Origin of the sequence: Massilia sp. IC2-278 (assembly GCF_020708045.1) — a bacterium.
In the GTDB taxonomy this organism is placed as follows: Bacteria; Pseudomonadota; Gammaproteobacteria; order Burkholderiales; family Burkholderiaceae_D; genus Telluria.
This window is the reverse complement of sequence record NZ_JAJFES010000008.1, coordinates 120999-145063: the sequence shown is the minus strand read 5'-3', so window position 1 is coordinate 145063 and position 24065 is coordinate 120999. Positions and strand designations below refer to the sequence as shown.

Genomic DNA, 24065 nt, shown 5'->3' with positions numbered 1-24065 from the left:
CGTCTAGGACGCCGCCTTGAGCGCGCCGGACTTCACCGGCCGGGTGCGGTCGACCCTCCAGGCCCCCAGCCTGCCGACGTCCTGCACGGTTCCCTGCCACAGTCCCAAGTGACCGCCAGCGCCGGCGCGGAAGCGGCCCTCTACCAGCACATAGGCCTTGTTCAGTTTGGCCGCGGCGCGCCTTTGCGCTTGCGTCAGGCTGATCGCGATGCTGTTCTGGATGATCGCGTGCCTGAAGTCTTCATGGTGTAGATACACGGTATCGCCTTCGAATTGCAGGTGCAGTACGCCGATGAAGCGAACGGACTGGCCATCGAATCGGGCCGGATTGGCAATCAGCTGGACCATGGAAACGTCCCGTGGCTGCTCGGCTGCTGCATGGCCCATACAGCCGCTCATCAAGGCAAACACCAGCAACAAAAAGGAGGTCATTTTCGCGATCATGGAGTCGAGCAGCATCGTTTTGGAAACGCCAATGCAGGTCTGGATTTTAGCTTTCCAATCAATAATAACTCATCAATTATTGCTGCAGAGTCAATAATCGTAACGCCCTCCGCCGGCCTCCGCACGCCAGAAATCACTCCTCGCATGGTATCGGGCGCTGCGCTATCATGAGATGTCAATACACGCCGAGCCTCTGGGCATTTGCTCAGCGGTCACGGAGGACATCGTGAATCTCTCGCCTTTGCCGCTTGCCGTCTTCGTGGTCGACGTCAACGGCAGCATCACCAGCTGGAACCGGGCCTGCGAAAAGCTGGCCGGCTATACGGCATCGGACATCCGCCACGCCACGCTCGACCGCATCATCGCATTCGATGACGCCGCGGGAACCGTCACGATGGCCGCGCGCGCCGACGCCGAGTCCACCGGCCACCTGCTGTGCGCCAACGGCCAGCACTTGCCGATCCGCGTCACGGTGGCGCCGCAATCCTACGATGGCGACCAGTCCGGCACCTACAGCGTGATCGTCATCCCGCGCAACGGCCACAGTCCGCCGCGCTATTCGCTGATCCAGGACTTGCCGGTGGCCGACATCATCGAAGGTCTGCCCTGCGTGTTCTACGTGATCGACCAGAGCGGCCACCTGCTGCTATGGAACCACCAGCTCGAGGAAGCGCTGGAGATGTCGAGCGAGGAGCTGCCGACCAGTAACGTGAAGTTCTTCTTCGACGAAAAGGAAAGGCCCCTGATCGTGCAGAAGATCATGGACGCCTTCGACCACGGCAGTTCCTCGCACGAAGCCGAAATGGTCGGCAAGCACGGCAAGCGCACCACCTTCCTGTTCCAGTGCGCGCGCACCAGCCTGGGCAGCCTGCCCTGCATCTTCGGTACCGGGATCGACATCGAGGCGCGCAAGCGCAGCGAGCAAGGCATGCGGGTGCGCGAGCGCGCCATCTTTTCCAGCGTGAATGCCATCGTGATCACCTGCTGCGAAGGCCGCGAGAACAAGATCGAGTACGTGAATCCCGCCTTCGAGCAGATCACCGGCTACACCCTGGCCGAGATCAAGGGCCGCAATCCGCGCTTCATGCGCATCGAAGGCTGCGACGTGCAGGAACACCAGCGCGTCCGCGAAGCGCTGGAGCGCCAGGAAAGCGTGCGCTCGGTGCTGCGCAACAAGCGCAAGAACGGCGAGCTGTTCTGGAACGATCTGCGCATCGACCCGGTGAGCAACATCGACGGCGAGGTCACCCATTTCGTGGCCGTGATCAACGACATCACCGAGGCCCGCCACTACGAGCGCCGCCTGCACCACCTGGCCCACCACGACCCGCTCACCGGCCTGGCGAACCGCACCCTGCTGCAGGACCAGTTAAAGCTGGCGATCGACCATGCGCTTGCCAACGGGGTGCTGGGCGCCCTCGCCTTCCTCGACCTCGACAACTTCAAGCACATCAACGACAACTTCGGCCATGAAGCCGGCGACGTGGTGTTGCAGGAAATCGCCAGCCGCCTGAAGGCGAACATGCGCGAGCACGACACGGTGGCGCGCGTCGGCGGCGACGAGTTCGTGCTGGTGATCAAGGACCAGCCGAGCGCCGGGCACGTGGCCGACCTGGTCGAGCGCATCCGCCGTAGCGTGCGCGCACCGATCGAGGTGGGCGGGCATGAAATCGTGCCCGGCACCAGCATCGGCGTCGCCCTGTTCCCGCTCGACGGCGACAATGTCGACCGCATCATGCGCGCGGCCGACGCCGCCATGTACCACGCCAAGAGCCTGGGCAAGAACAATTGCCAGTTCTATTCGATGGAACTGAACCAGGCCGTGCACCAGCACCTGCTGCTCGAAGCCAGCCTCAGCCGTGCGATCCGCAACGACGAGATGATGCTCGGCTACCAGCCGAAGGTCGACCTGCGCAGCGGCAAGGTGGTCGGCGCCGAAGCCCTGGTGCGCTGGCGCCATCCGGAGCAAGGCATGATTTCGCCCGACGACTTCATTCCCGTGGCCGAAGAAACCGGGCTCATTGTGCCGCTGGGCGAATGGGTGATCGCCGAAGCCTGCGGCGCCCTGAAGGCCCTGAAGGCGCTGGGCATCGACGACTTCGTGATCTCGGTGAACCTGTCGCCGCGCCAGTTGCGCCAGCGCCAGTTCGCCCACCACCTGGCCGAGGTGCTGAAGCGGCACCAGGTCGACCCGTGCATGCTGGAACTGGAAGTGACGGAAAGCCAGCTGATGGACCGTCCGGCGGAAGCGATGGAAGCGCTGGCGGAACTCAAGGCACTGGGCGTGCGCCTGTCGATCGACGACTTCGGCACCGGTTATTCGAGCCTGAGCCATCTGCAGAAATTCCCGGTGGACTTCATCAAGATCGACCGCTCTTTCCTCGGCGGCGGCGTGCACGACGGCCACGCCGTGATCACGCGCGCCATCATCGCGCTCGGGCACAGCCTGAAAATGAAAGTGATTGCCGAGGGCGTGGAAACGAAGGAACAGCTGGCTTTCCTGCGCACCCACAACTGCGACCAGATGCAGGGGTATTACTTCAGCGCCGCGCTGTCCCAGGAAAAATTGCAGGAGATGGTGTGCAATGACGACCGTTTGCCGACGTAAATACAAATGATGTGTCGTAACAGTTGATTCTTTGTCGAAATTCTTTACAGCATGTAACTATTCAAAAGATACAAAAAAGCTAAGTTGCTGAATTTATAAGGCAATTTCCAGCTGGCATGGGGCTTGCTAAACAGGTAAGGAAGTCTTTTTTCGATACCTGTTCCAACTGGAGAAATAATGAAAGCAATCATCAAGCGCGCCCTTCCTGCCCTGCTGCTCGCCTGCGCGGCTTCCGCCAATGCCGGCGTCATCGATCTGGGGTCGGTCGACAAGAACTACGGCAGCGCGACGGGCTACGTCAACACAAACACCGGCGTGCGCAAGCCCTGCGACAAGATGGGCACCAACGCGGTGACCGTCAAGGACACGCCATCGGGCTGCAGCTGGTTCAGCGACGCCTTCGATTTCAGCGCGCTGGGCACGAAGAACATCGACAGCTTCGACCTGACCCTGACCTTCAGCAACACCAACGATTCCTTCGCCCTCGGCCCGACCCGCACCTTTGAAGACTGGCGCGTGCAGGTGGGCGATTCGGCCACCAGCAAATCGGCCGTGGAAATGGACCTGCTGAACAGCTTGGCCCTGACCAGCCAGACCTTCCACATCGACGCTACGACCCATGCCGACGTGTTCTCGAACATCGCCGCGAACGGCAAGTTCTACCTGTCCTTCCGCGACGACTCCTGGCTGTCGAGCGAGTTCATCCTGCGCAGCGCCAGCCTGAAGGTCAACGGCATCGAAGCCGCCGACGTGCCGGAACCGGCGAGCATCGCCCTGTTCGGCGTGGCCATGCTGGGCGCCGCCGTGGCCCGCCGCCGCCGCGCAGCGAAGTAATCCGCGCTTAGTAGTCAGTGAGGCCGCTTCCGGTACGCCGGGGCGGCCTTTTTTCATGGCGCCGTCGGCAAGGCAGCTGCTTGTCCCGGGCGGCTGCACCGCCCCGCCAGCGGCCACCACTGCGCCACACCCCAGGCAAATTCCGGCACCAGCAGCAGCCACAGCAGCGGCGCACCGGTCTGCGCCAGCGTCCACGCCATCCAGCCTGAAAACAGGAAGCGCGCCGCGCCGTCGTACAGGCCCAGCCGGCGGCTCGGGTGGCGCAGGCGCAGCAGCGACCACACGGTCACGACGCTGCCCAGCAGGCCGGCGATGAACATGTGGAAGGGCTCGAAGGCCGGCAGCGGCGCGCCGCCGAGCTGCACGTTCAGGCCCGACATCAGCGCCTGCATCGGCGCCTGGGTCCAGGGCGTTGCCAGCGCGGCCGTGAAGACGATGTCGTAGAAGGCGCTGGCGCGCACGAGCTTGCGGTAGGCAGGAAGTTGCATCGGAGTGCTCCGGCTGGTCGAAAAGCTTATCATCAACCCTCGGGTACACTCCAGGGTCAAGCACTTTCGAGGAGCGATGCGATGCGCATTGGAGAACTGGCCGAGGCGACCGGGCTGAGCCGCGACACGCTGCGGTTTTACGAGGAACGCGGGCTGCTGGCGGCCAGGCGGCGCGGGAATGGCTACCGCGATTATCCAGTCGAGGCGGTCGAGTGGCTGTGCTATTTGCGCAGTGCGCAGGCGCTGGGATTCACGCTGGCCGAGATCGAGGCGGGGATGCCCCTGCTGGCCGATCCGGCGAACGCGGGGGTGGAATTGCGGGCGGCGCTGGAGCGCAAGCTGGGCGATATCGATGCGCGGATTGCGGGGCTGGCGGAATTGCGGGGGGCCTTGGCGCGCAAGGTCGAGGACCTGGGGGCCGATTGTCCGTTGCGGACGGCGGCGCGATAAGGCGGCGGTAACGAGCGGTGGGTTTGGAGAACCCACCCTACCGATTCAGGGCGTAGGGTGGGTTCTCCGAACCCACCATTTCAGCCGCCAACTTAGCCGATGTAATTGAACAGCGACAGCCCCGACATCGTCTTGAACGACTTCTGCGCCGCTTCCAGCGTGGTCTGCTGGGTGGCATAGTCCGAGATCGCCTTGACGATGTCCAGGTCCTGCAGCTTCGACAGCGTGCCCTTGTACTGAATGTTCAGGTCCGAGCCCTGGTCTTCCAGGTAGTCGAGTTCCTTCATGCGCGAGCCCACCGAGGCGCGCACGGTCAGGATGTTGTCGAGCGAGGACTTCAGGCCTTCGCTGGCGGTGCTGAGCTTGTTCGACAGGGTGGCCAGGCCGTTGTTGTCTTCGCCGGAATCGCGCAGCGCGTTGACCAGGTTGGTCATGGTGGTGAAGATCGATTCCTTTTCGCTCGGCTTGACCTCGAACTTGTCGCCATTGTCCGGTGCGCCGGTGATGGTGAACGAGGTGCCTTCGAAGGCGATCTGCTTGCCGCCCACGTACGGTTCGTCGCTCATCACCGCGCGGTGCGGCGAGGTGCTGGTGTCGGTGACGGAATACGTGGTCGCGCCGTTGTCGACCTTGAATTCCAGCGTGTAGTTGTGGCCGGTGAGCTGGCGGGGGTCCGTCACCGAGCCCGAACCGGCCACGGCGCCGCCGGTATTGCCGTCGACCATCTTGGTCTGGTAGCTGCCGTTGCCGGTGCGGTTGTTCTCGAAGATCGAGCTGCCCGAGTCGCTGATCGCGATCGAGCGCGAGGAGCCGACCTGGAGCTTGCGCTGGCCCTGGTCGCCCTGGTAGACGGCGCCGCTGTCGGTCTGCACGAAGGGAGTGGTGCTGCCCTTGTAGCCCGAGAACAGGTAGCCGCCCGAACCGTCGGCGGTGTTGGCGATGCCCAGCAGGTCCTGCATGCGGCCTTCGATCTCGGTGGCGATCTGCAGGCGGTCGGACTTCGACAGCGTGCCGTTGCCGGCCTGGACCACCAGGGTCTGCACGTCCATGATCAGGTCGGAACCGTTGGTCAGCGCGCTTTCCACCAGCGACAGCGAGCTGCCGGCGTTGGCGCGGTTGGTGCCGTACTGGGTGTTAAGCGACTGCGACTGCGTCACTTCGAGCGCGCGCGCCGAGGCGATCGGGTCGTCGGCGGCGGTCAGGTTGCGCTTGTTGGTCGCCAGCTGGGTCTGGGTGCGCGCCATCTGCGACTGCAGGGAATTGAGCTGCGTGGTGGCGTTTTCGTAGATCGTCTTGGTACTGATGCGCATGGTTTATCTCCGCTCGCTTGCCGGAATTAACGGGCGATCGACAGCAGCGTGTCGAAAATGGTGCTGGCAATCTGCATGACCTTGCCGGCGGCCTGGTAGGCCTGCTGGTACTTCAGCAGATTCGTCGCTTCCTCGTCCAGGTTCACGCCCGACACGTCGAGCGCGGCGCCCTGCACCTGCTTGAGCAGGGAATCGTTGGCGCTGGCGTTCACCTGCACTTCGCGGGTCTTGTTGCCGACCGTGCTGACGGTCTGGGCAAACGCCGACTGCAGCGTGGCGCTGGCGCCGTTGAAGATGTTCTTGGTCTGGATCGCGCCCAGGGCCTGGATGTTGCGGGTGTCGGCATTGCCCGCGGTGTTCGCGTTGATGGTGAAGGTGTCGCCGGTCTGCGGCACGCCGCTCATGCTGACGTTCACGCCGCTGAAGCTGTAGCTGGCGTTGGCCGCGAACGGCGCGCTGCCGCCGGTGTGGGTGGTGGTCTCGCCGTTCACGGTCATGGTGACGGTGGCGCCCGCCGGGAAGCCAGACAAATTGCCGCTGTCCTTGTTGTAGCTGAGCGTGACCGGCAGGCTGGGGCCGGCCGTGAAGTAGTCCTTCGAGACGCTGCCCGCGCTGATCTGGCCGGTGCCCTTGTTGGCGATCGGGGCGGCGGTGGCGATCGGGGTGCCGGCGGCGATCCCGCTCACGTCCGACAGCGCCAGCTGCAGGTTCGAGGCGCCGAGCGCGGTCGGGCGCACCAGGTAGTTGTCGCCCGAGGCGGCGTTGCCCGAGAACGAGAACTCGACGCCGTCGATGCTGCGCTTGGTGCCGGCCGGGTCGTAGGGTTCGATCTTGGTCTTCTGGTTGTCGGACAGGCGCGTGACGTAGAAATTGCTGCCGTCGGACTCGACCTTGTAGTCGCTGTCGGTGAGCTTGGTCGGGTCGGTGACCACGGCGCCGATCTTGCCGGTGCTGGTGCGGTCGTTGTCGGCCGCGGCCGCCACGTAGGCCGGGGCCTGGACGAAGAAGTCCTTGCCCTGCTGGCCGGAACCGTCGATGCCCAGCTTGTGCTGGTCGTTGAAGGTCTGGGCCAGGCCGATGGCCAGGCGCCCGATCGAGTTCTGCACACGGTCGAGGGTGCCGCTGCGGAACTCCAGCAGGCCGCCCAGTTCGCCGCCCGAGAGCGCGCTTTCCGGCAGCGGCACCACCTTGTCGCCGGTGGCGTAACCGACCGTCACGCGGGTCAGGTCGGTCGGCGACTTCATGGTCGCCAGCTGGAAGGCTTGCTGGCCCACGACCAGCGGCTGGCCATTGCCGATCGAGATGTTCAGCGCATTGTTGCTGCCCACGGTGACGTTGGCCTTGACGTGCTTGTTCAGCTCCATCACCAGCTGGTCGCGCTGGTCGAGCAGGTCGTTCGGCTGGCGCGCTTCGGTCGAGCCGTAGGAGCCGATCTTGGCATTCAGTTGCGAGATCTGCTTGGCGTAGGTGTTGATCAGGTTGACGTTGGTCTCGATGCCGGTGTTCACGCCGGCGTCGATTTCTTCCAGGCGGGCGTCGATCTGCTGGAAGCTCGACGCCAGGCTTTCGGCCGACGACAGCAGCGCCTGGCGCGACGGCACCGAGGCGCCGTTGCCGGTGACGTCCTGCACCGCCGAGAAGAAGTTCTGGATCGCCGGCGACAGGCCGGCGGTGGTGTCGGCCAGCAAATTGTCGATCTGGCTGATCTGGCTGTAATAGGTGTCGAGCGACGCGCCCGAGGCGGTGGCGGTGCGCACCTGGCCGTTCAGGAAATCGTCGCTGTAGCGCTTGATCTCGGCGATCTTGGTGCCGGTGCCCACGAAACCATAGCCGTACTCCATCGTCGTCGACGTGGCCTGCACCACGCCCTGGCGGCTGTAGCCGTCCACGTTGGCGTTGGTGATGTTGTGGCCGGTCGTGGCGAGTGCGGTTTGCGCCGCGTACAGGCCAGTTTTGCCGATGCTGAGGAGGTTTCCGGACATGACGTTTTCTCTATGTGCTGAGTTCTTCTACGGCAGCAGGCGTCAAAACTTGAGTGCTTTTTTGACGAATCTGATGCCTGTCTTTATGCCAATGAGTTCTTGATAATCTTGCTCAGCTTGTGGCCGTAGTTCGGGTCGGTGGCATAGCCGGCGCGCTGCAGGCCGTGGGCAAACGCTTCGGGGCTGCCTGCGCTGTTGATGACCTTTTCGTAACGTGGATTGTTCGCCAGCATGCGGGCGTAATCCTTGAACGAGTCGGCCGGCGTGTCGTAGGCGCGGAACTTTTCCACGCGGCGGTGGGCGACGCCGTTCACGTATTCGGTGGTCACTGCGGTGGCAACCTTGCCTTTCCAGCCAGGGCCGGCCTTGATGCCGAACAGATTGTTGCTGTTGCTGCCGTCGGCATTGCGGATCATGCGCTTGCCCCAACCGGTTTCCAGCGCGGCCTGGCCCAGCATGAACTTGGCCGGCACGCCGGTCACCTGTTCGGCCGCGGCGGCGTGGGCGCCCAGCTTTTCCTGGAACGCCTGCACGTGCGGCGCCTGGGTACGGCCGCTGGCGGTGATGCCCTGGGTCTGCAGGCCGGCGTCCAGGCCTTCCTTGAGCGGACCGGCTTTTGGCTTGAGCGGAATCTCGAGCGCGGCGGCCACGCCGTCGCGGCCGATGGTGGTCGAGGCTTCGCTGCCGATGGCCAGCGCCTTGGCGTCGGTCTGCACCGACAGCTGGCGGGTCAGCACGTCGGCCAGCCCCATGCCGCGCTTGGCCAGGTTCTGGCTCAGCTGCTGGTCGAGCATCGAGGTGAACATCTTGGTCTGCTGGTTGTCCATCAGCCCATCCTGCGGCGTGGCGTCGCGCATGCTCTTCATCATCTGGTTGATGAACATGGCTTCGAACTGGGTCGCGGCGCCTTTCAGGGCGTCGGGCGAACCGGCTTTTGCCGACTGCTTGAGCGAACCGAGGCCTTGCGCGTCGAGCGCGAACTTGCTGCTCAGGTCGTTCGTGGATGGGCTGTTACCGATCATGGCGGGTCCTTAGATGATCTCGAGTTCGGCACGCAGCGAACCTGCGGCTTTCAGGGCCTGCAGGATGGCCAGCAGGTCTTGCGGCGAAGCGCCGATCGAATTCATGGCCTTCACGACTTCCGCCAGCGAGGCGCCGCCTTTCACCAGCAGCACCTTGCCCGGGTCCTTCTTGATTTCCACGCTCGGCGTGGTGGTTACCGCGGTCTGGCCGCGCGAACCCGGCGCCGGCTGGCTGACGTTGGTATCGGCGCCGATCGTCACCGACAGGTTGCCGTGCGAAATGGCGCAGGTATCGAGCGTGACGGCCTGGTTCATCACCACCGAACCGGTACGCGCATTCAGGATCACTTTCGCGGCAGCGGCGGCCGGCTTGACATCGATGTTTTCCAGCAGGCCAATGAAGCTGACGCGGGCATCCGACGACGCCGGGGTGCGCACGCGGATCACGCGGCCGTCGAGGGCGGTGGCGGTGCCGGCGCCGAACTGGTTGTTCACGGCCTCGACCACGCGGCTGGCGGTGGCGAAGTCGGTGTTGTTCAGCTCCAGGCGGATCTGGTTGTTTTCGCCCAGGTTCGAGGCGACCGCGCGCTCGACGGTGGCGCCGGCGGAGATCTTGCCGACCGACAGGTGGTTCACCTGGACTTGCGCGCCGCCACCACCGGCGGAGGCGCCGACGCCGCCAACCAGCACGTTACCCTGGGCCATGGCGTACACCTGGCCATCGGCGCCGTGCAGCGGGGTCATCAGCAAGGTGCCGCCGCGCAGGCTTTTCGCGTTACCGATCGACGACACGGTGATGTCGATGTTCTGGCCCGGCTGGGCGAACGCCGGCAGCGAGGTCGTGACCATCACGGCCGCGACGTTCTTCAGCTGCAGCTGGCCGGTCGGCGGCAGGTTCACGCCCTTTTGCTGGAGCATGGCGATGATAGACTGCACGGTGAACGGGGTCTGGCTGGTCTGGTCGCCGGTGCCGTCCAGGCCCACCACCAGGCCATAGCCCGACAGCTGGTTCTGGCGCACGCCGGCGATGCTGGTCATGTCCTTCAGGCGCTCGGCCTGGGCAGCCAGCGGTGCAGTGACGGTCAGGGCAGCGCACAGCGCCAGCAGCGGGAATTTCAAACGCATGATCACTCCGGAATCAGAAAGGCTTAGAACGGCAGCAGCGACTGGAAGAAGCGCGACATCATCGAGTTCATCTCGGCGCGGTCGAGCTGGCTGCTGGTGCGGTATTCCACACGCGCATCGGCCACCAGGGTCGAGGACACGACATTGCCGTTCTGGATGGTGTCGGGGCTGACCATGCCCGAGAAGCGGATGAACTCGATGCCCTTGTTCATCGCCACCTGCTTTTCGCCGGCCACGATCAGGTTGCCGTTCGACAGCACTTCGGTAACGGTCACGCCGATAGTGCCGGTAAAGGCATTGCTGGCGCTCTGGTTGTCGCCGTCGGCAAACTTGATGCCGCCTTCGGTGGCCACGTTCGCGCCGAGTTTCGACTGCAGCGGACCCGGCAGGCCGAAGCTGGCGCTGCCCGTCTTGTTGCCCGAGCTGGTGCCGGCTTTATTCGCCGAGGTCTTTTCGACGATGTTGATCGTCAGCAGGTCGCCGATCTGGCGCGCACGGCGGTCTTCGAACATCGGGCGGTAGCGCGCGGCGTTGTAGATGGCGCCGTCGGTCGGCGGCGCGACTTCGGCCAGGGCCGGACGGGCGCTGCGCGTTTCCTGCACGATCGAGCTGGGCGTGGTGGCGCAGCCGGCGATGACGAGGGAGAACGTGGCGATGAAAGCGATTTTCTTCATGGTTGGGCGTAAAAGAAGTCGGATTAGAGCTGGGACAGTTTTTGCAGCATCTGGTCGGACGTCGTGATCGCCTTGCTGTTGATCTCGTAAGCCCGCTGGGTCTGGATCATGTTGACCATTTCCTCGACCACGTTCACGTTCGAGGTTTCCACGTAACCCTGCATGATCACGCCGGCGCCGTTGGTGCCCGGGGTGTTCGCGTTCGGGTTGCCCGAGGCCGTGGTTTCCATGTACAGGTTCTCGCCCTTCGACTCCAGACCGGCCGGGTTGATGAAGGTCATCAGTTGCAGGTTGCCGATCTGGGTGGTGGCGGTAGAACCGGCGGTCTTCACCGACACGGTGCCGTCGCGGCCGACGGTGATGGTTTCGGCATTCGCCGGCACGGTGATCGGCGGCTGCAGCGGGTAGCCGCTGGAGGTGACCAGGGTGCCGTTCGAATCGGTCTGGAACGAGCCGTCGCGGGTATAGGCCTGGGTGCCGTCGGGCAGCAGCACCGGGAAGAAGCCGGTACCGTTGATCATCACGTCCTTGGCGTTGCCGGTTTCCTGCGGGTTACCCTGGGTGAAGATGCGCTCGGTCGAGACGGCGCGCACACCGGTACCGAGCTGCAGGCCGGATGGCAAATTGGTTTGCTGCGAGGATTGGGCGCCGGGCTGGCGCTGGGTCTGGTAAAGCAGGTCCTCGAACACCGCACGCGACTTCTTGAAACCGTTGGTGCTGACGTTGGCGAGGTTATTGGTGATGACGTCGAGGTTGGTTTGCTGCGCCTCGAGACCGGTCTTGGCGATGTACAGCGAACGAATCATGGGTTTCTCCTATTGGCGGCGGCGCTGGTGGCAACAACGCCCCACGCACAATAGAATTATGCTGGAGAAACACTTAGTTCAAAGCGAGGATCTGGCTGGCTTTCGCGGCGTTATTCTCGGCGTTCTTCATCAGGCTCATTTGCGTTTCAAAGGACCTTGCCAGGCCGATCATTGACACCATGGCATCGACCGCGTTCACGTTGCTGCCTTCGAGCGCGCCGCCGGCCACGCGCACGGCCGGGTCCGCCGGGGCGCTGCTGCCGTCTTTCATGCGGAACAGGCCATCGTCGCCGCGGGTGAGGCTGTTCTGGTCCGGGTTGACCAGCTTCAGGCGGCCGAGGATGACCGGGGCGGCCGGGCGCTCGGCGTTCGAGATGGTGGAGATGGTGCCGTCGCCGCCGACCGTCACGGTCACGTCCGGCGGAATCGTGATCGGACCGCCCTCGCCCATGATGGTCTGGCCGGAAGGCGTGGTCAGCACGCCGTTCGGGCTCGCCTGCAGGGCGCCGTTCCTCGTGTACGACTCGGTGCCGTCGGCGTTCTGCACGGCGATCCAGCCCGGGCCCTTGATGGCGACGTCGAGGTCGCGGCCGGTCATCTGCAGCGGGCCGGAACTGAAGTCGGCGCCGACGGTGTTGTTGACCACGAAGGTGCGGGTCGGCAGGCCTTCGCCCTGCACCGGCACGGCGCGGAAGGTGTCCAACTGGGCGCGGAAACCGGTCGTGTTCAGGTTCGCCAAGTTGTTCGAGGTCGTGGCCTGCTGCTCGAGGACGTGTTTGGCGCCGGAGGCGACGGTGTAGATCAAGCGGTCCATGTGTGTTCCTTCTTTATCGTGCCGGGTGTGGTGTTTCGGTTTGCTGCTGTTCTATACAGCGTGGACTCGGGAGTCCACCCTACAAAACCTGCTTTACCGTAGGGTGGACACCTGTGTCCACGCTGTCTCACCGCGTGAACAAACGCGGCCTTACGACATCAATTAACGCAGATTCACCAGCGTCTGCAACACCGAATCCTGCGTCTTGATGGTCTGCGCATTCGCCTGGTACACGCGCTGCGCCGTGATCATGTTCACCAGCTCGGCCGTCAAATCGACGTTCGAGGTTTCCACCGCCGACGACTGCAGCACGCCGAAGCTGCCGGAATCCGGGGTGCCGATCAGCGGCGTGCCCGACTTGGCCGATTCGGCCCAGGCATTGTTGCCGAGCGGCTCGAGGCCGTTCGAGTTGGCGAAGTTCGCCAGCACCACCTGGCCCAGCGGCTTGCTCTGGCCGTTGCTGTACTGGCCGAGGATGGTGCCGTCGTCGCCGATCGAGAAACGCTGCAGGTGGCCGGCGGCATAGCCGTCCTGGGTCAGCTTCTTGTCGCTGGTGGCGGTGCCGTACTGGGTGCTGCCGGTAAAGGCCAGTTCCATGGTCTGGGTCGGCTCGGAACCGGTCGACGGGAAGATCGGCAGGGTCACGTTCATCTTGCCGCCGCCCGTGGTGTCGACGGCATTCAACGCGCCGTTGACGTCGAAGCTCAGGGTGCCGATCGGCACCGACGGTACCTTCACGGCGCCGGCGATGGCCTTGTCGACCTGGTCCGGCGAGTAGCCGGCGATGCGCGCGGCGTCGGCGCCGGCGGTGGCGATCGAGGTCTGCACGTCGGCGCTGGCGCCGTTCTGGCCGGCAGCGGCCGCCACCATGCGCGAGGCTTCGGTGGCATAGTTCTGCAGGGCGGCGGCAATCGTGTCCGGCACCGGCGGCACTGCCTTGGTGGCGGCTTCCCAGGCGTTGCGCGCGGCGTTCACGGCGGCGAACTCGGCAGTTTCGCCCTGGGCGGCCTGGGCCACTTTCAGGTTGGTGACCTCGGTGCCGTCGTTGGCGGCGTACACGTCCCAGGTGCCGGAACCGTTCTTCACGTAGAAGGTCGACAGCACGTGCGGGTTGCCCAGGGTGTCGTAGACGTCGACCGGGGTCTGCTTGTTGTAGGTGTTCGGGTCGGAAGCGTCGAACGGGGTGACGGTCGGGGCGCTTGCGCGCGAATCAAGGTTCATTTCCACGCCGACCTTGGTGGTCGACACAGGCTTGATGTCGGAGGCGTTGATCTGCAGCGGGTTCGGCGTGCCGGCCAGGATCTGGCCGGTCGGGCCGACGCCGTAGCCGGTGAGCTTGGCGCCTTGCGCATTGGTCATGAAGCCGTCCTTGTCGAGCGAGAACTGGCCGTTGCGGGTGTACTGCACCATGCCCGAGGACACGGTACGGAAGAAGCCCTGGCCGTTGATGGCCACGTCGAGCGAGTTGTTCGAGGATTCGATATTGCCCTGGGTGAACTGCTGGGCGATCTGCGACACCTTGGTACCGATACCCGCGGTCATGCCGCCGGCGCCGTTCAGCGAGCTGGCGTACACGTCCGCGAACTGCGCGGTCGAACCCTTGAAGCCGACGGTGCTGGCGTTGGCGATGTTGTTACCGATGACGTCGAGGGATTTGGCAGCGCCGTTCAAGCCGCTCAGACCTTGTTGAAAAGACATTTAGTTCTCCAGAAAGATAAAGGGTATGCGGCTAGTACTTGACCTGAAAGAAATGTGAATTTTGGCGAACAGAACCGGATGCGGTGCAAGGCGACGAGTGCGCCGCAGTGCGAGCACTGCAAGCACTGCAAGCAGGAGTCAACGCAGCAACGCGCCGGTTATGGAAGCCAAAAACACATTTATTTCAGGGCAAGTACGTAGGGCTTACAAGACTTGTTTGATGTCGGCCAGGGTGATGGCGCCCTTGCCTGCGAGGTTGATCTTCACCCCGTCCTTGGTATTCGTGCTGACGCTGGCGACGCTGTCCAGGCTCAGGGCCTTGACGTCGGTGAGCGGCTGGCCGCCCTGCATGGCCTCGACGCGGAAGTTGTAGCCGCCGTCGGCCAGGGTCGCGGCATCGACCGCATCCGAGCTGCCGTCCCAGGCCAGCGGGGTGGCGCCGGCTTCCATGGCGCCGAGGTCGATCGTGGCCACGTCCTTGCCGGTCTTCGGATCGCTGACGATCACCTTCACGCTGTCGGCCGCGGTGGCGAGTTCGACGCCGAACACCGACTTGCCTTCGGTCAGGTGGATCTTGTTGCCCTCGACCAGCACGCCATGGCCGATCAGGTTGGTCGCCTGCATCGCCTCGCTCGACTGGTAGCTCGACTTCAGCGTTTCCAGCGTCTCGTTCAGCTTGTTCACGCCGGTCACGGTCTGCAGCTGGGCCAGCTGGCTGGTCACCTGGGCATTGTCGAGCGGGTTCAGCGGGTCCTGGTTCTTCAGCTGGGTGACGAGGAGGGTCATGAACTTGTCGGTGTCGGCCTGGACGCTGTCGGTCTCGGCCTTCTTCGTGTTCATGGTCGACATCAGGTCGTTGATCGAGGTGCCGGAAGCGGCGCTATTTACGGTGGACATGGAGTGGATGGCTCAGGTTATTGACCGAGGGTCAGGGTTTTCATCAGCATGCTTTTGGCGGTGTTCATGGTCTCGACGTTGTTCTGGTAAGAACGCGAGGCCGACAGCATGTTGACCATTTCGTCCACCGGGTTCACGTTCGGCATCGACACGTAGCCCTTTTCGTCGGCCAGCGGATTCTTCGGGTCGTAGACCTGTTTCAGCGGCGACGGGTCTTCCACCACTTCGCGCACCTTGACGCCGGTGCCGCCGGTGGCCATCGGCACCGCCTCGAACACGACCTGCTTGGCGCGGTAGGCTTCGCCGGTGCTGGAAGTGGCGCTGTCGGCATTCGCGAGGTTGCTGGCCACCGTGTTCAGGCGCTGGGCCTGGGCGCTCATGGCCGAACCCGAGACGTTAAAGATATTAAAGAGCGACATGCTTATTGCCCGTTCTGGATCGCCGCCAGCAGGCCGCGGATCTGGTGGTTGATCATCGTGATGCCGGCTTCGTAGCGCACCGCATTGTCGGCAAACTGGTTGCGCTCGACGTCCATGTCGACCGTGTTGCCGTCGACCGCGCCCTGCACCACGCCGCGGTACAGCACCGGGGTGCCGTCGGGCAGGGTCTTGCCGTCGAGCGGCGCCTGCATGTGGGAATTATTGGTGGCGGCCAGGCCGCTGCTGCCGCCGCTTTTGCTCAGCGCGCCCTGCATGGCGCTGGCGAAGTCGATGTCGCGCGCCTTGAAGTTCGGGGTGTCGGCGTTGGCGATGTTGGAAGCGAGCAGTTCCTGGCGCTGCGACCGCAGGGACAGCGCTGTTTCGTTGAAGCGTAGGTAGTTGTCGATTTTGCCGATCATGCCGCCTCCGGGCCAATAACTTGTTGGGACAGGCTGAATGATACGTACGGGCAACAACAGCCAATCGATGGAGAAGGACGGGCAAACCGGGTTTATTCAAAGTTTCGCTGTGGCATCAAGCCACCTAAGATGGCGTCATTCGGAATCACGCTCATTGCCATGTTCAAGAACTCGCTACTCAAGAACTCCCTACTGTTCACCGCTGCTGTCTTGTTCGCCTCGCCTGCCGCGTTCGCCCAGAATGGCGGTGCGCGCCAGGACGGCGCCGCGCTGCGCAAGGTGGCCGAGCAATATCTGCAGGCACAAAGTGCCGGCCTGCCCGGCAAGGTGACGGTAAAGGTGGGCGCGGTCGACCCGCGTTTGTCGCTGGCCGCCTGCCCGGCGCCGGAAGCCTTCCAGCAGCCGGGCGCCCGCCCCTGGGGCAAGACGACGGTCGGCGTGCGCTGCACGGCGCCGGTGTGGAATGTGTTCCTGCAGGCGCAGGTGAGCGTGCTGGCCGATTACGTCACCGCCGCCGTGCCGCTGGCCCAGGGCCAGACCATCGACGCCAGCCAACTGACGACGATGCAGGGCGACATCGCCGCCATGCCGAACGGGATCATCACCGACATGGGCCAGGCCATCGGCCGCACGCCGACGGTGTCGCTGCCGGCCGGGGCGCCGCTGCGCCTGGACTCGCTCAAGAGCAAGCCGGTGGTGCAGCAGAACCAGGCGGTGCGCATCGTGTCGAAGGGCGAGAATTTCTCGGTCACGGGCGAAGGCAAGGCCATCGGCAACGCCGGCGAGGGGCAAGTCGTGCAGGTACGCACCCCGCGCGGGGCCATCATCAGCGGCACGGCCCGGGCCGGCGGCGTGGTGGAAGTGACATTGTAAAAAAACCTTAAGAGAAAGGCCCATATTGCTAAAGTTTGCGGGTGGCTAGCCGTTACACAGTGCAGATCCCGGAGTTCCTGCTCCGAACCGAAAGGATAGGCTGTGAAAATCAACGACACCCTCAAAGGCGCGCAAGGCCTTCAGCAACAGAATCAAACCCAGGCAGCCACCGCAAAACAGGCGGAAAAAGCTGCCGCCACCGCCGCCCCGGCCCAGACCGACAGCGTACGCCTGTCGTCGCAAGCCCAGGCCGCGAGCGGCACCGGCAAGGCGAACGAAGTGTTCGATGCCAAGAAAGTTGAACGTATCAAGATGGCAATTGCCGATGGGCAGTTCCAAGTTAACTCGGAGCGCATCGCGGACGGACTGCTCGATACCGTGCGCGACATGCTCCACTCACGTAACCGATAGAGGCTCCATGACCCGTCCGCACGCCACCCTCCCCGCCGAACACGAGCGCCTCAGCGCGCTGGTTGAACTGATGAAGCAGGAACAGCAATTGCTGATGGCGGCGGATGCGGACGCCCTGGCCGAACTCACCCCGCGCAAGGTTGCATTGGTACAGGAGCTGGCGCAGCTATCGCGCCAGCGCCACGCGACCCTGGGCGGGATGGGATTCGAGGCAGGCGAAGCGGGCATGGAAGCCTGGGTGGTGTCGCATGCGGATGCGGACACCCGCAGCCACTGGTCGGGTTTGTTGACCTCGGCTGCCGAAGCGAAGGAACTGAACCGGGTAAACGGCCTGCTGATCAACCGCCAGCTGGCGCATAACCAGACCGTGCTGCAGGCGCTGCGTACGCCGACCGGGGCGGCCGAATCGACCTTGTATGGGGCGAAGGGGCAGACGTTCGGTGCGGGCGCGGCGCGGCGGTTTCTGGCGGCATGAGTTTGTGTTGACTTGAGTAGGATGACGGCCGCTTTTGCGGCCGTTGTTGTTTCTGGCGCTGGCGCCGAACCAGTACATATGGCCGGCGACGTTGTTTTTATAAAAACTTAATGGTCAAAAGAAAGCTTTCAAGATAACATTTGATGTTTCTATTTTGAAAGCATCAGTGTGAACACAGGTCGAATCCAGCATATCGACGTATGGCGCTGTATTGCAATTACCATGGTCGTGGCGAGCCACCTCGTCCGTTTCCTCGATCCATGGTATCAACAGGCGCTGCCCGGGATATTATCGGCCATACGGAAGGCCGGTCCGCTGGGCGTCCAGATATTCTTCTGCATCAGTGGTTTCGTGATCTGTCGGGGAATGATGCGCGAAGCCGCGGCATCCGGAACGGTTGGCATGCGCGGTTTCTATATACGGCGCGCTTACCGCATTCTTCCGGCATTGACCGCCTATCTCGCCTGTATAGCCTTGCTGAATCATTTCGGCGTCTTTAACCTGAACTTTGTCCAGTTCCTGAAAGTAGGCGCTTTCCTGTGTAACTTCCGTGAATTCGGCCCTTCCTGTCCTTGGGAAATCGGTCATACCTGGAGTCTTGCCTACGAAGAGCAGTTCTATCTGATATTTCCACTGCTTTTTGTGTGTGGACGGTACGTTCGCCATGGTGGTACAGCACTGAAAACGGTCTGTGTCCTTACCCCCTTGTTCCTCCTTGCCCTGGTGTGGAAGAACAGCGCGGTGACGACCTACCTGGGCTATATGCTCTTCATGTTGGCCGGGTGTTTCTTCGCGCTTTATTGGAAAAAGCTCGAACCCCTGCTTACCAGCCTGCCCGTGCCTGGCTGGTTCGCTATCTTACTGATCGTACTTGCGATCGGCTTGCTTCCCCAGCCCTCCGCACTCAAGAGGCTGTTTGCGTTTGTCTTGCCGATATTGATTTGCATTGTCATTTTCGGCACACCGATTCGCCGGGCTTCGATCAAGTCATTCTTTTCGAATCAAGGTCTTGCTCACCTGGGCCGAATCTCATACGGCATCTATCTGTGGCAGCAGCTAGCGACCGCCAACTTCGGTTTCGCCTCGCCGTTCATGACTGCGCTGGCGCTTTCCGGACTCACCGTCATACTGGCTCATTATTCTTATCGCTATTTCGAGCTGCCGCTGATCAAAAAAGGAAATGTGCTGGCAGCCAAATATAGCGCACCGAAAAAAGTAGCCGGCGAAAGTCCCGATTACGCTGACGATGTGCCGTCGAAAATGGCGGCATGAAGCGCACATCCTGTTTGTCGCCTGGCGAATTCAACGACCTGCCGACAGGTCCCGCGCAGGTTTTCCGCTATGCGCGCGGGGCGATTGCAGCGCTATCGCCGAACAATCGGCGGTAGCGCTGCACCGACGCCGTCCATCGCACGAATAGCGGGGTTTTACCGGCCGGGGCGACAGCCTGTCGCTTTGGCCTCACCGTTGACTGGGCAGGCTGTTATCGTCAGGCCTTCACATGACAGGCTGGATCAATATGCAGACGCGTTTTCTTTTTGCCGCCCTTGCCATTGCCGGCAATGCGCTGGCAGCCGAGCCGGCCGATAGCGGCCTGCAAGTCGTTCACGTCAACGGTTCCGTGCCCGGCCAGACCATGGCCTGGCGCTATGGCCTGCTGCACAAGGCGCAAGACGTGTTCGGAAAACATGCCGCCGCCCAGGCGCCCGGCGCGCAACTGAGCTTCCGGCTGCCGAGAATCGATCCGGCGCAGGAGGGTAACCAGGTCGAGATCGTGCTGGAAAACAAGCGCGTTCCGCTTGCGATGGCATCGCCCGCCAGCTTCACCCTGCCCGGCCCTGACGCGGTGGACGACGATGATGCGATGGTCGTGGCGAACAAGGAGTTCCCGAAGGGCAGCTACCTGCATCCGAACGTGCAGGTGCGCTCGCCCGGACTCGCGGCGAACGTCGTGCGCATGGGCGACCTGCGCCTGGCCTGCGCGGCGCAAGTGGCCATGGCAAAGGCCGAAAGCCTGAAGTTCCGGTTCCTGCTCGGCACTGTGGGCCTGTTTGCCGACCTGTGCGGCGAAATGGAAATCACGAACATGAATGCGCCGGCGGGTCGCTACGACATGGTCACGATCGAGGATGGCGAACGCAAGCTGACGCTTGCGAAATCGGATGACAAGCTGCCGCGCCTGGGCGAGAAGAGCTGGTCGGACGATGCGCGTATCCATTACCTGTCGGGCGAAGCAACGGCTCCATGAAGCCGGCGGCCCCCGGAGTGTATCGGCGTTATCGGTAAAAGAACAGGATGGCAAGCGTCAGGTGGGTTCGAGAACCACCCTACGAAAACCTTGCAGTTGCGCAAGTTCTCTACTGTATAACAGGCACACAGTGTTCCTTGGTCTATTTTTTTGACGGAGGAATCGATGCGCCACCTTGCCATTCACACTGCCTGCACCCTGCTGCTGGCCGCCGCCCTGCCCGCTTATGCCAACATCGCCGTCAGCGTCACGCCCGAGCAGAGTTCTCTCGGCAAGGGCGACGAGGTCAATGTCACGGTCACGCTGACGAATACCGGTTCCACGCCGCAGCGCCTGCTGAAATGGCGCACGCCCTTCGTGCCGGCCGAACATGCGCTGTTCCAGATCACGCGCGACGGCCAGCCGGTGCGCTACCTCGGCCGCCATGTGAAGCGCGCGGCGCCGCTTGAGGCGGACTACATCGTGCTGGCGCCGGGCGAATCGCGCAGCGCCCGGGTCGAACTGTCGAGCCTGTACGAGATGGGGGTGACCGGTGCCTATTCGGTGCGTTACCTGACCAGCAACGCGGCGCCGAGCGCCAAGGCCGGCAGCCAGATCGTGGTCGGCGACCTGGCTTCGAACCCGGCCGCCATCTGGATCGAGGGCCGCCTGCCACGCGGCACGGTGATGCCGCAGCTGTTGGCTACCCCGGCGGCCAGCGCCGGCCTCACCTTCAGCTCCTGCTCGAATGCCCAGCAAACCTCGATCACGAATGCCTTTGCCGCCGGCACGGCGATGGCGGCCGATGGCCTGGAGTACCTCACCAGCCGCAAGCAGCAGGGCCAGCGCTACGTGAACTGGTTCGGCCCGCATGAAGCGACGCGCGTGGCCACGGTGACCAGCAATTTCACCGCGATCAAGGATGCCTTCGAGACCAGGCCGGTGAAGGTCGACTGCGGCTGCAACGAGCCCTATTTCGCCTACGTGTACCCGGCCCAGCCCTACAACATCTACGTGTGCCGGGCGTTCTGGACCGCGCCGCTGACCGGGACCGATTCGATGGGCGGCACCCTGCTCCACGAGATGAGCCACTTCAATGTGGTGGCGGGAACCGACGACCACGTGTACGGGCAAAGCGGCGCAGCGGACCTGGCGCGGACCTCGCCCGAGCGCGCGATCAACAATGCCGATTCGCACGAATATTTCGGGGAGAACACGCCGACCTTGCCCTGATGTATGTACGACCTAGCACGACAATCGGCAAAATGACACACTTTTCTTGCAATAATTGATATTTGTTATTTTTTCGCAAAGAAAGGTGCGCACTATCCGATTTGAATTGCTAGGAGCTCATGAATTGATCAGTATGTGCGTGAGTTTTCGTTAGATTGTGATCAAGCTTTCGGCGAAAACTCATTAATAACAAGGCTGCGGTTGGGCCAACACAAACTTACATACGGAGAAGACACATGAGCAGGAACAGCATCTGGAAGGCAGTAGTCGGTATGGCGGCACTGGGCGTTGCATTCGGCGCCCAGGCAGGATCGAACGGCGTGAAGGTCGCGGTCACGCCCGAGAAAAACATGCTCGGCGCGAGCGACAACGTGGTCGTCAACGTGACCATGACGAATACCTCGAACAGCCCGCAATACGTGCTGAAGTGGCGCACGCCCTTCGCCGGCATGAGCGCGCCGCTGTTCGAGGTACAGCGCGACGGCGCGGCCGTGCCCTACACCGGCGCCCTGGTCAAGCGCCCGGCCCCGACCCAGGCCGACTACTACCTGCTGAAACCGGGCGCCTCGCACACGGTGAAGGTGGAGCTGTCGGCGCTATACGACATGAGCGTCAGCGGCGACTACGCGGTGCGCTACCGCGCCGCTTCGCCCGACCTGTTCCTGGGCAACAAGAGCCGTATCGGCGGCGAGGTGACGGCCGCGGGCGGCGCCACGGCGGACGTGCTGGAATCGGACACCGCCTCGCTCTACATCGAAGGCCGCCTGCCGCGCGGCTCGGCCTCGCCGATCATGCAGGCCCTGAAACTGCAGGGCGGCGAAGTGCAGGCGGCGGCGCTGAGCTTCAGTTCGTGCAGCGCCTCGCAGCAAAGCACCATCACCTCGGCGATCTCGGCGGCCAAGACCATGGCCAACAATTCGAACACCTACATGACGAACGGCGTGATGGGCACGCGCTACAAGAAATGGTTCGGCACCGTGACCTCAACCCGCCAGAACACGGTCAAGTCGCACTACGCCGCGATCAAGAATGCCTTCGACACCAAGAACGTGATCGTCGACTGCAACTGCAACGACAGCGCCTACGCCTACGTGTACCCGACCCAGCCTTACCGCATCTACGTCTGCAAGGCCTTCTGGACGGCGCCGCTGACGGGCACGGACTCGAAAGGCGGCACCCTGGTGCACGAGATGAGCCACTTCAACGCGGTCGCCGGCACCGACGATCACGTGTATGGCCAGAGCGGCGCCGCCAGCCTGGCGATCAGCAATCCGAACCTGGCGGTCGACAATGCCGACTCGCACGAGTACTTCTCGGAGAACACGCCGGCACTGAACTGATCGGGCGGCCGATGTGACGAAGCCGGCTCCTGGAGCCGGCTTTTTTATTCGCTATTTGCCGGTGTGGGCAAAGGTGGTTGGCTTGGCCGGGCTTTCCGCCAGCTGGTCCGGCTTGTTCACATCGACGAGATAGGGGCCGGCGTAACCGATGTTATAGGTGTGCCGGCCTCCCTTGAAGGCGTACGAGGGCGTGATGTCGATCGTGGCTTTCAGGGTCTTGCCGGCTTCCACGGCCTGGTAATCGGCGGCAGTGAGCGCGGCGCGTTTCACCATCTTGCCGGTGTAGTCGAGCGGGCGGTTATCGAAGCCGCGCACGTCGAAGCGGCGCCCGGTCAATTCCTTCCCTTCCGCGATTTCGCGCGGGATCCAGATCGTTTGCTTGCCGTAGTTGAACACCGTCAGGTGCACCAGCACGCGGCCGTTGTTCGAGTCGACATCGATGGTCTGCTTGACGTTCACTTGGTCGGTTCCGGCGGCGCCCGCCAGTGCGGAGAGAAGGCTCATCGCGGCCAGGGCGGTGAGCAGGAAGGGTCTGCGTTGCATGATTACTCCGTGAGGCTGGTCTCATGCATTGTGCGGGCGGGAGCGGGATTTGCCAAGGTGTGATGATCGCGAGCGGTGAGACAGCGTGGACACAGGTGTCCACCCTACGGGGGTGGTAGGGTGGACTCCCGAGTCCACGCGGTATGGAACGCTCGAATGACAAAAAATTTCACCGAGGCCGCATCGATGAAATATTATTTCAACGCACCGCCGGCTCCGCCGCCGCCGGCACCGCGGTCAAGATCGTAATCGCCACCCGCCGGTTACGCGCCCTGCCCGCCTCATCCCCATTCGACGCCACCGGCTGGTTCGCGCCATGCCCCACGGCCGTCAGCCTGGCCGGCGCAATCCCGTTGTCGATGAACAGCCGCACCACGCTGCTGGCGCGCACGGCCGACAATTCCCAATTCGACGGGAACAGCGGGCTGGCGATCGGCAGGTTGTCGGTATGCCCTTCGACCTCGATCGCATGCGGATCGTTCTTCAGCAGGTCGGCCACCGTGCCGAGCGTCTCCCGCGACTCTTCGCCGAGCGCGGCCTGGGCTTCGGCGAACAGGATGCTGGCATTGATCTCGACGCTGACCCCGCGCCCGGTCTGCACCACGCGCACCTTGCCGGCCTGGATCAGCGGCATCAGTGAATTGTTGAGGTCGCGCGCCAGGGTATTCATGCGCTCGCGCTCGCGCTTCGCGGCCTCGGCCCGCTTGCGGGCGATGATGCCGCTCAGCGGCAAGGCGTCGATGGCGCTGCTGGCCTGCGGGGTCTCCGGGTTGCCGCCGAAGGCACTCCCGAGCGCATCCGACAGCACCTTGTACTTGCCTTCGTTGACCACCGAAATCGCGTACATCACCACAAAAAAGGCGAACAGCAGCGTGATGAAGTCGGCATAGGAAATCAGCCAGCGGTCGTGGTTGTCCCCGGCGCCGGCGCCATGGCCGGCGTTGCCGTTGTCGTCGTAGCGTTTGCGCGCCAT

At 63.3% G+C, this 24065-nt stretch carries 25 protein-coding genes; 10 read left to right on the top strand and 15 right to left on the bottom strand.

Features of this window, described 5'->3' with window-relative positions; genetic code table 11:
• Window positions 1-3: 3 nt before the first annotated feature.
• A complete protein-coding gene (locus LK540_RS16340; protein WP_229438366.1) occupies window positions 4-459 on the bottom strand; it encodes a hypothetical protein in 456 nt (151 codons plus the stop codon).
• A 211-nt stretch (window positions 460-670) separates the two neighbouring features.
• Between LK540_RS16340 and LK540_RS16335 the strand changes: the two genes are divergently transcribed.
• Together LK540_RS16335 and LK540_RS16330 are read left to right on the top strand one after the other, a co-directional pair.
• Window positions 671-3052, top strand: a complete 2382-nt coding sequence (locus LK540_RS16335; RefSeq protein ID WP_229438365.1) for a bifunctional diguanylate cyclase/phosphodiesterase — start codon at window positions 671-673, stop codon at window positions 3050-3052.
• 177 nt (window positions 3053-3229) lie between these two features.
• Entirely contained in the window at window positions 3230-3886 is a 657-nt protein-coding gene (locus LK540_RS16330; protein WP_229438364.1) for a PEP-CTERM sorting domain-containing protein, read from the top strand.
• 53 nt (window positions 3887-3939) lie between these two features.
• On the opposite strand, the gene LK540_RS16325 is transcribed toward LK540_RS16330, so the two are convergent.
• Complete coding sequence (locus LK540_RS16325; protein WP_229438363.1) at window positions 3940-4374, bottom strand: hypothetical protein; 435 nt, start codon at window positions 4372-4374, stop codon at window positions 3940-3942.
• A gap of 81 nt (window positions 4375-4455) precedes the next feature.
• Between LK540_RS16325 and LK540_RS16320 the strand changes: the two genes are divergently transcribed.
• On the top strand, window positions 4456-4824 hold the full coding sequence (locus LK540_RS16320; protein WP_229438362.1) for a MerR family transcriptional regulator: 369 nt from the start codon (window positions 4456-4458) through the stop codon (window positions 4822-4824).
• Between the two features lie 92 nt (window positions 4825-4916).
• On the opposite strand, the gene flgL is transcribed toward LK540_RS16320, so the two are convergent.
• The 11 genes from flgL to flgB all read right to left on the bottom strand — a co-directional run bounded on the left by flgL (window position 4917) and on the right by flgB (window position 15990).
• Window positions 4917-6134: a flagellar hook-associated protein FlgL gene (gene flgL / locus LK540_RS16315; protein WP_229438361.1), complete on the bottom strand. Its 1218-nt coding sequence runs from the start codon at window positions 6132-6134 to the stop codon at window positions 4917-4919.
• A gap of 26 nt (window positions 6135-6160) precedes the next feature.
• Window positions 6161-8116: a flagellar hook-associated protein FlgK gene (gene flgK, locus LK540_RS16310; RefSeq protein WP_229438360.1), complete on the bottom strand. Its 1956-nt coding sequence runs from the start codon at window positions 8114-8116 to the stop codon at window positions 6161-6163.
• A gap of 83 nt (window positions 8117-8199) precedes the next feature.
• The gene (flgJ, locus tag LK540_RS16305) at window positions 8200-9138 is read right to left on the bottom strand and encodes a flagellar assembly peptidoglycan hydrolase FlgJ (protein WP_229438359.1); all 939 of its coding nucleotides are present in this window, start codon (window positions 9136-9138) and stop codon (window positions 8200-8202) included.
• 9 nt (window positions 9139-9147) lie between these two features.
• Window positions 9148-10263 (bottom strand): flagellar basal body P-ring protein FlgI, encoded by a 1116-nt coding sequence (locus LK540_RS16300; RefSeq protein ID WP_229438358.1) that lies wholly within the window; start codon window positions 10261-10263, stop codon window positions 9148-9150.
• Window positions 10264-10286: 23 nt separating this feature from the next.
• Window positions 10287-10937: a flagellar basal body L-ring protein FlgH gene (locus LK540_RS16295; RefSeq protein WP_229438357.1), complete on the bottom strand. Its 651-nt coding sequence runs from the start codon at window positions 10935-10937 to the stop codon at window positions 10287-10289.
• Window positions 10938-10960: 23 nt separating this feature from the next.
• Window positions 10961-11743, bottom strand: coding sequence for a flagellar basal-body rod protein FlgG (flgG, locus tag LK540_RS16290; protein ID WP_229438356.1), 783 nt, complete (start codon window positions 11741-11743; stop codon window positions 10961-10963).
• 73 nt (window positions 11744-11816) lie between these two features.
• Entirely contained in the window at window positions 11817-12557 is a 741-nt protein-coding gene (gene flgF, locus LK540_RS16285; protein ID WP_229438355.1) for a flagellar basal-body rod protein FlgF, read from the bottom strand.
• A gap of 162 nt (window positions 12558-12719) precedes the next feature.
• Window positions 12720-14255 (bottom strand): flagellar hook-basal body complex protein, encoded by a 1536-nt coding sequence (locus LK540_RS16280; protein WP_229438354.1) that lies wholly within the window; start codon window positions 14253-14255, stop codon window positions 12720-12722.
• A 204-nt stretch (window positions 14256-14459) separates the two neighbouring features.
• The gene (locus LK540_RS16275) at window positions 14460-15152 is read right to left on the bottom strand and encodes a flagellar hook assembly protein FlgD (protein WP_229438353.1); all 693 of its coding nucleotides are present in this window, start codon (window positions 15150-15152) and stop codon (window positions 14460-14462) included.
• A gap of 17 nt (window positions 15153-15169) precedes the next feature.
• The gene (gene flgC / locus LK540_RS16270) at window positions 15170-15571 is read right to left on the bottom strand and encodes a flagellar basal body rod protein FlgC (protein ID WP_229438352.1); all 402 of its coding nucleotides are present in this window, start codon (window positions 15569-15571) and stop codon (window positions 15170-15172) included.
• 2 nt (window positions 15572-15573) lie between these two features.
• On the bottom strand, window positions 15574-15990 hold the full coding sequence (gene flgB / locus LK540_RS16265; RefSeq protein ID WP_229438351.1) for a flagellar basal body rod protein FlgB: 417 nt from the start codon (window positions 15988-15990) through the stop codon (window positions 15574-15576).
• 129 nt (window positions 15991-16119) lie between these two features.
• Between flgB and flgA the strand changes: the two genes are divergently transcribed.
• From flgA to LK540_RS16230, 7 genes are all read left to right on the top strand, one after another.
• Window positions 16120-16863 carry a flagellar basal body P-ring formation chaperone FlgA gene (gene flgA, locus LK540_RS16260; protein ID WP_229438350.1) on the top strand — a complete coding sequence of 248 codons (744 nt, stop codon included), beginning with the start codon at window positions 16120-16122 and terminating at the stop codon, window positions 16861-16863.
• Window positions 16864-16965: 102 nt separating this feature from the next.
• Window positions 16966-17274 (top strand): flagellar biosynthesis anti-sigma factor FlgM, encoded by a 309-nt coding sequence (gene flgM / locus LK540_RS16255; protein ID WP_229438349.1) that lies wholly within the window; start codon window positions 16966-16968, stop codon window positions 17272-17274.
• 7 nt (window positions 17275-17281) lie between these two features.
• Window positions 17282-17749: a flagella synthesis protein FlgN gene (locus LK540_RS16250; protein WP_229438348.1), complete on the top strand. Its 468-nt coding sequence runs from the start codon at window positions 17282-17284 to the stop codon at window positions 17747-17749.
• 168 nt (window positions 17750-17917) lie between these two features.
• Entirely contained in the window at window positions 17918-19021 is a 1104-nt protein-coding gene (locus LK540_RS16245) for an acyltransferase family protein (protein ID WP_374041368.1), read from the top strand.
• A 229-nt stretch (window positions 19022-19250) separates the two neighbouring features.
• Window positions 19251-19997, top strand: a complete 747-nt coding sequence (locus LK540_RS16240) for a hypothetical protein (RefSeq protein WP_229438346.1) — start codon at window positions 19251-19253, stop codon at window positions 19995-19997.
• A gap of 165 nt (window positions 19998-20162) precedes the next feature.
• The gene (locus LK540_RS16235) at window positions 20163-21209 is read left to right on the top strand and encodes a M35 family metallo-endopeptidase (protein ID WP_229438345.1); all 1047 of its coding nucleotides are present in this window, start codon (window positions 20163-20165) and stop codon (window positions 21207-21209) included.
• A gap of 236 nt (window positions 21210-21445) precedes the next feature.
• Complete coding sequence (locus LK540_RS16230; protein WP_229438344.1) at window positions 21446-22549, top strand: M35 family metallo-endopeptidase; 1104 nt, start codon at window positions 21446-21448, stop codon at window positions 22547-22549.
• Between the two features lie 51 nt (window positions 22550-22600).
• On the opposite strand, the gene LK540_RS16225 is transcribed toward LK540_RS16230, so the two are convergent.
• Window positions 22601-23092, bottom strand: a complete 492-nt coding sequence (locus LK540_RS16225) for a hypothetical protein (RefSeq protein ID WP_229438343.1) — start codon at window positions 23090-23092, stop codon at window positions 22601-22603.
• A 199-nt stretch (window positions 23093-23291) separates the two neighbouring features.
• Complete coding sequence (gene motD, locus LK540_RS16220; protein WP_229438342.1) at window positions 23292-24065, bottom strand: flagellar motor protein MotD; 774 nt, start codon at window positions 24063-24065, stop codon at window positions 23292-23294.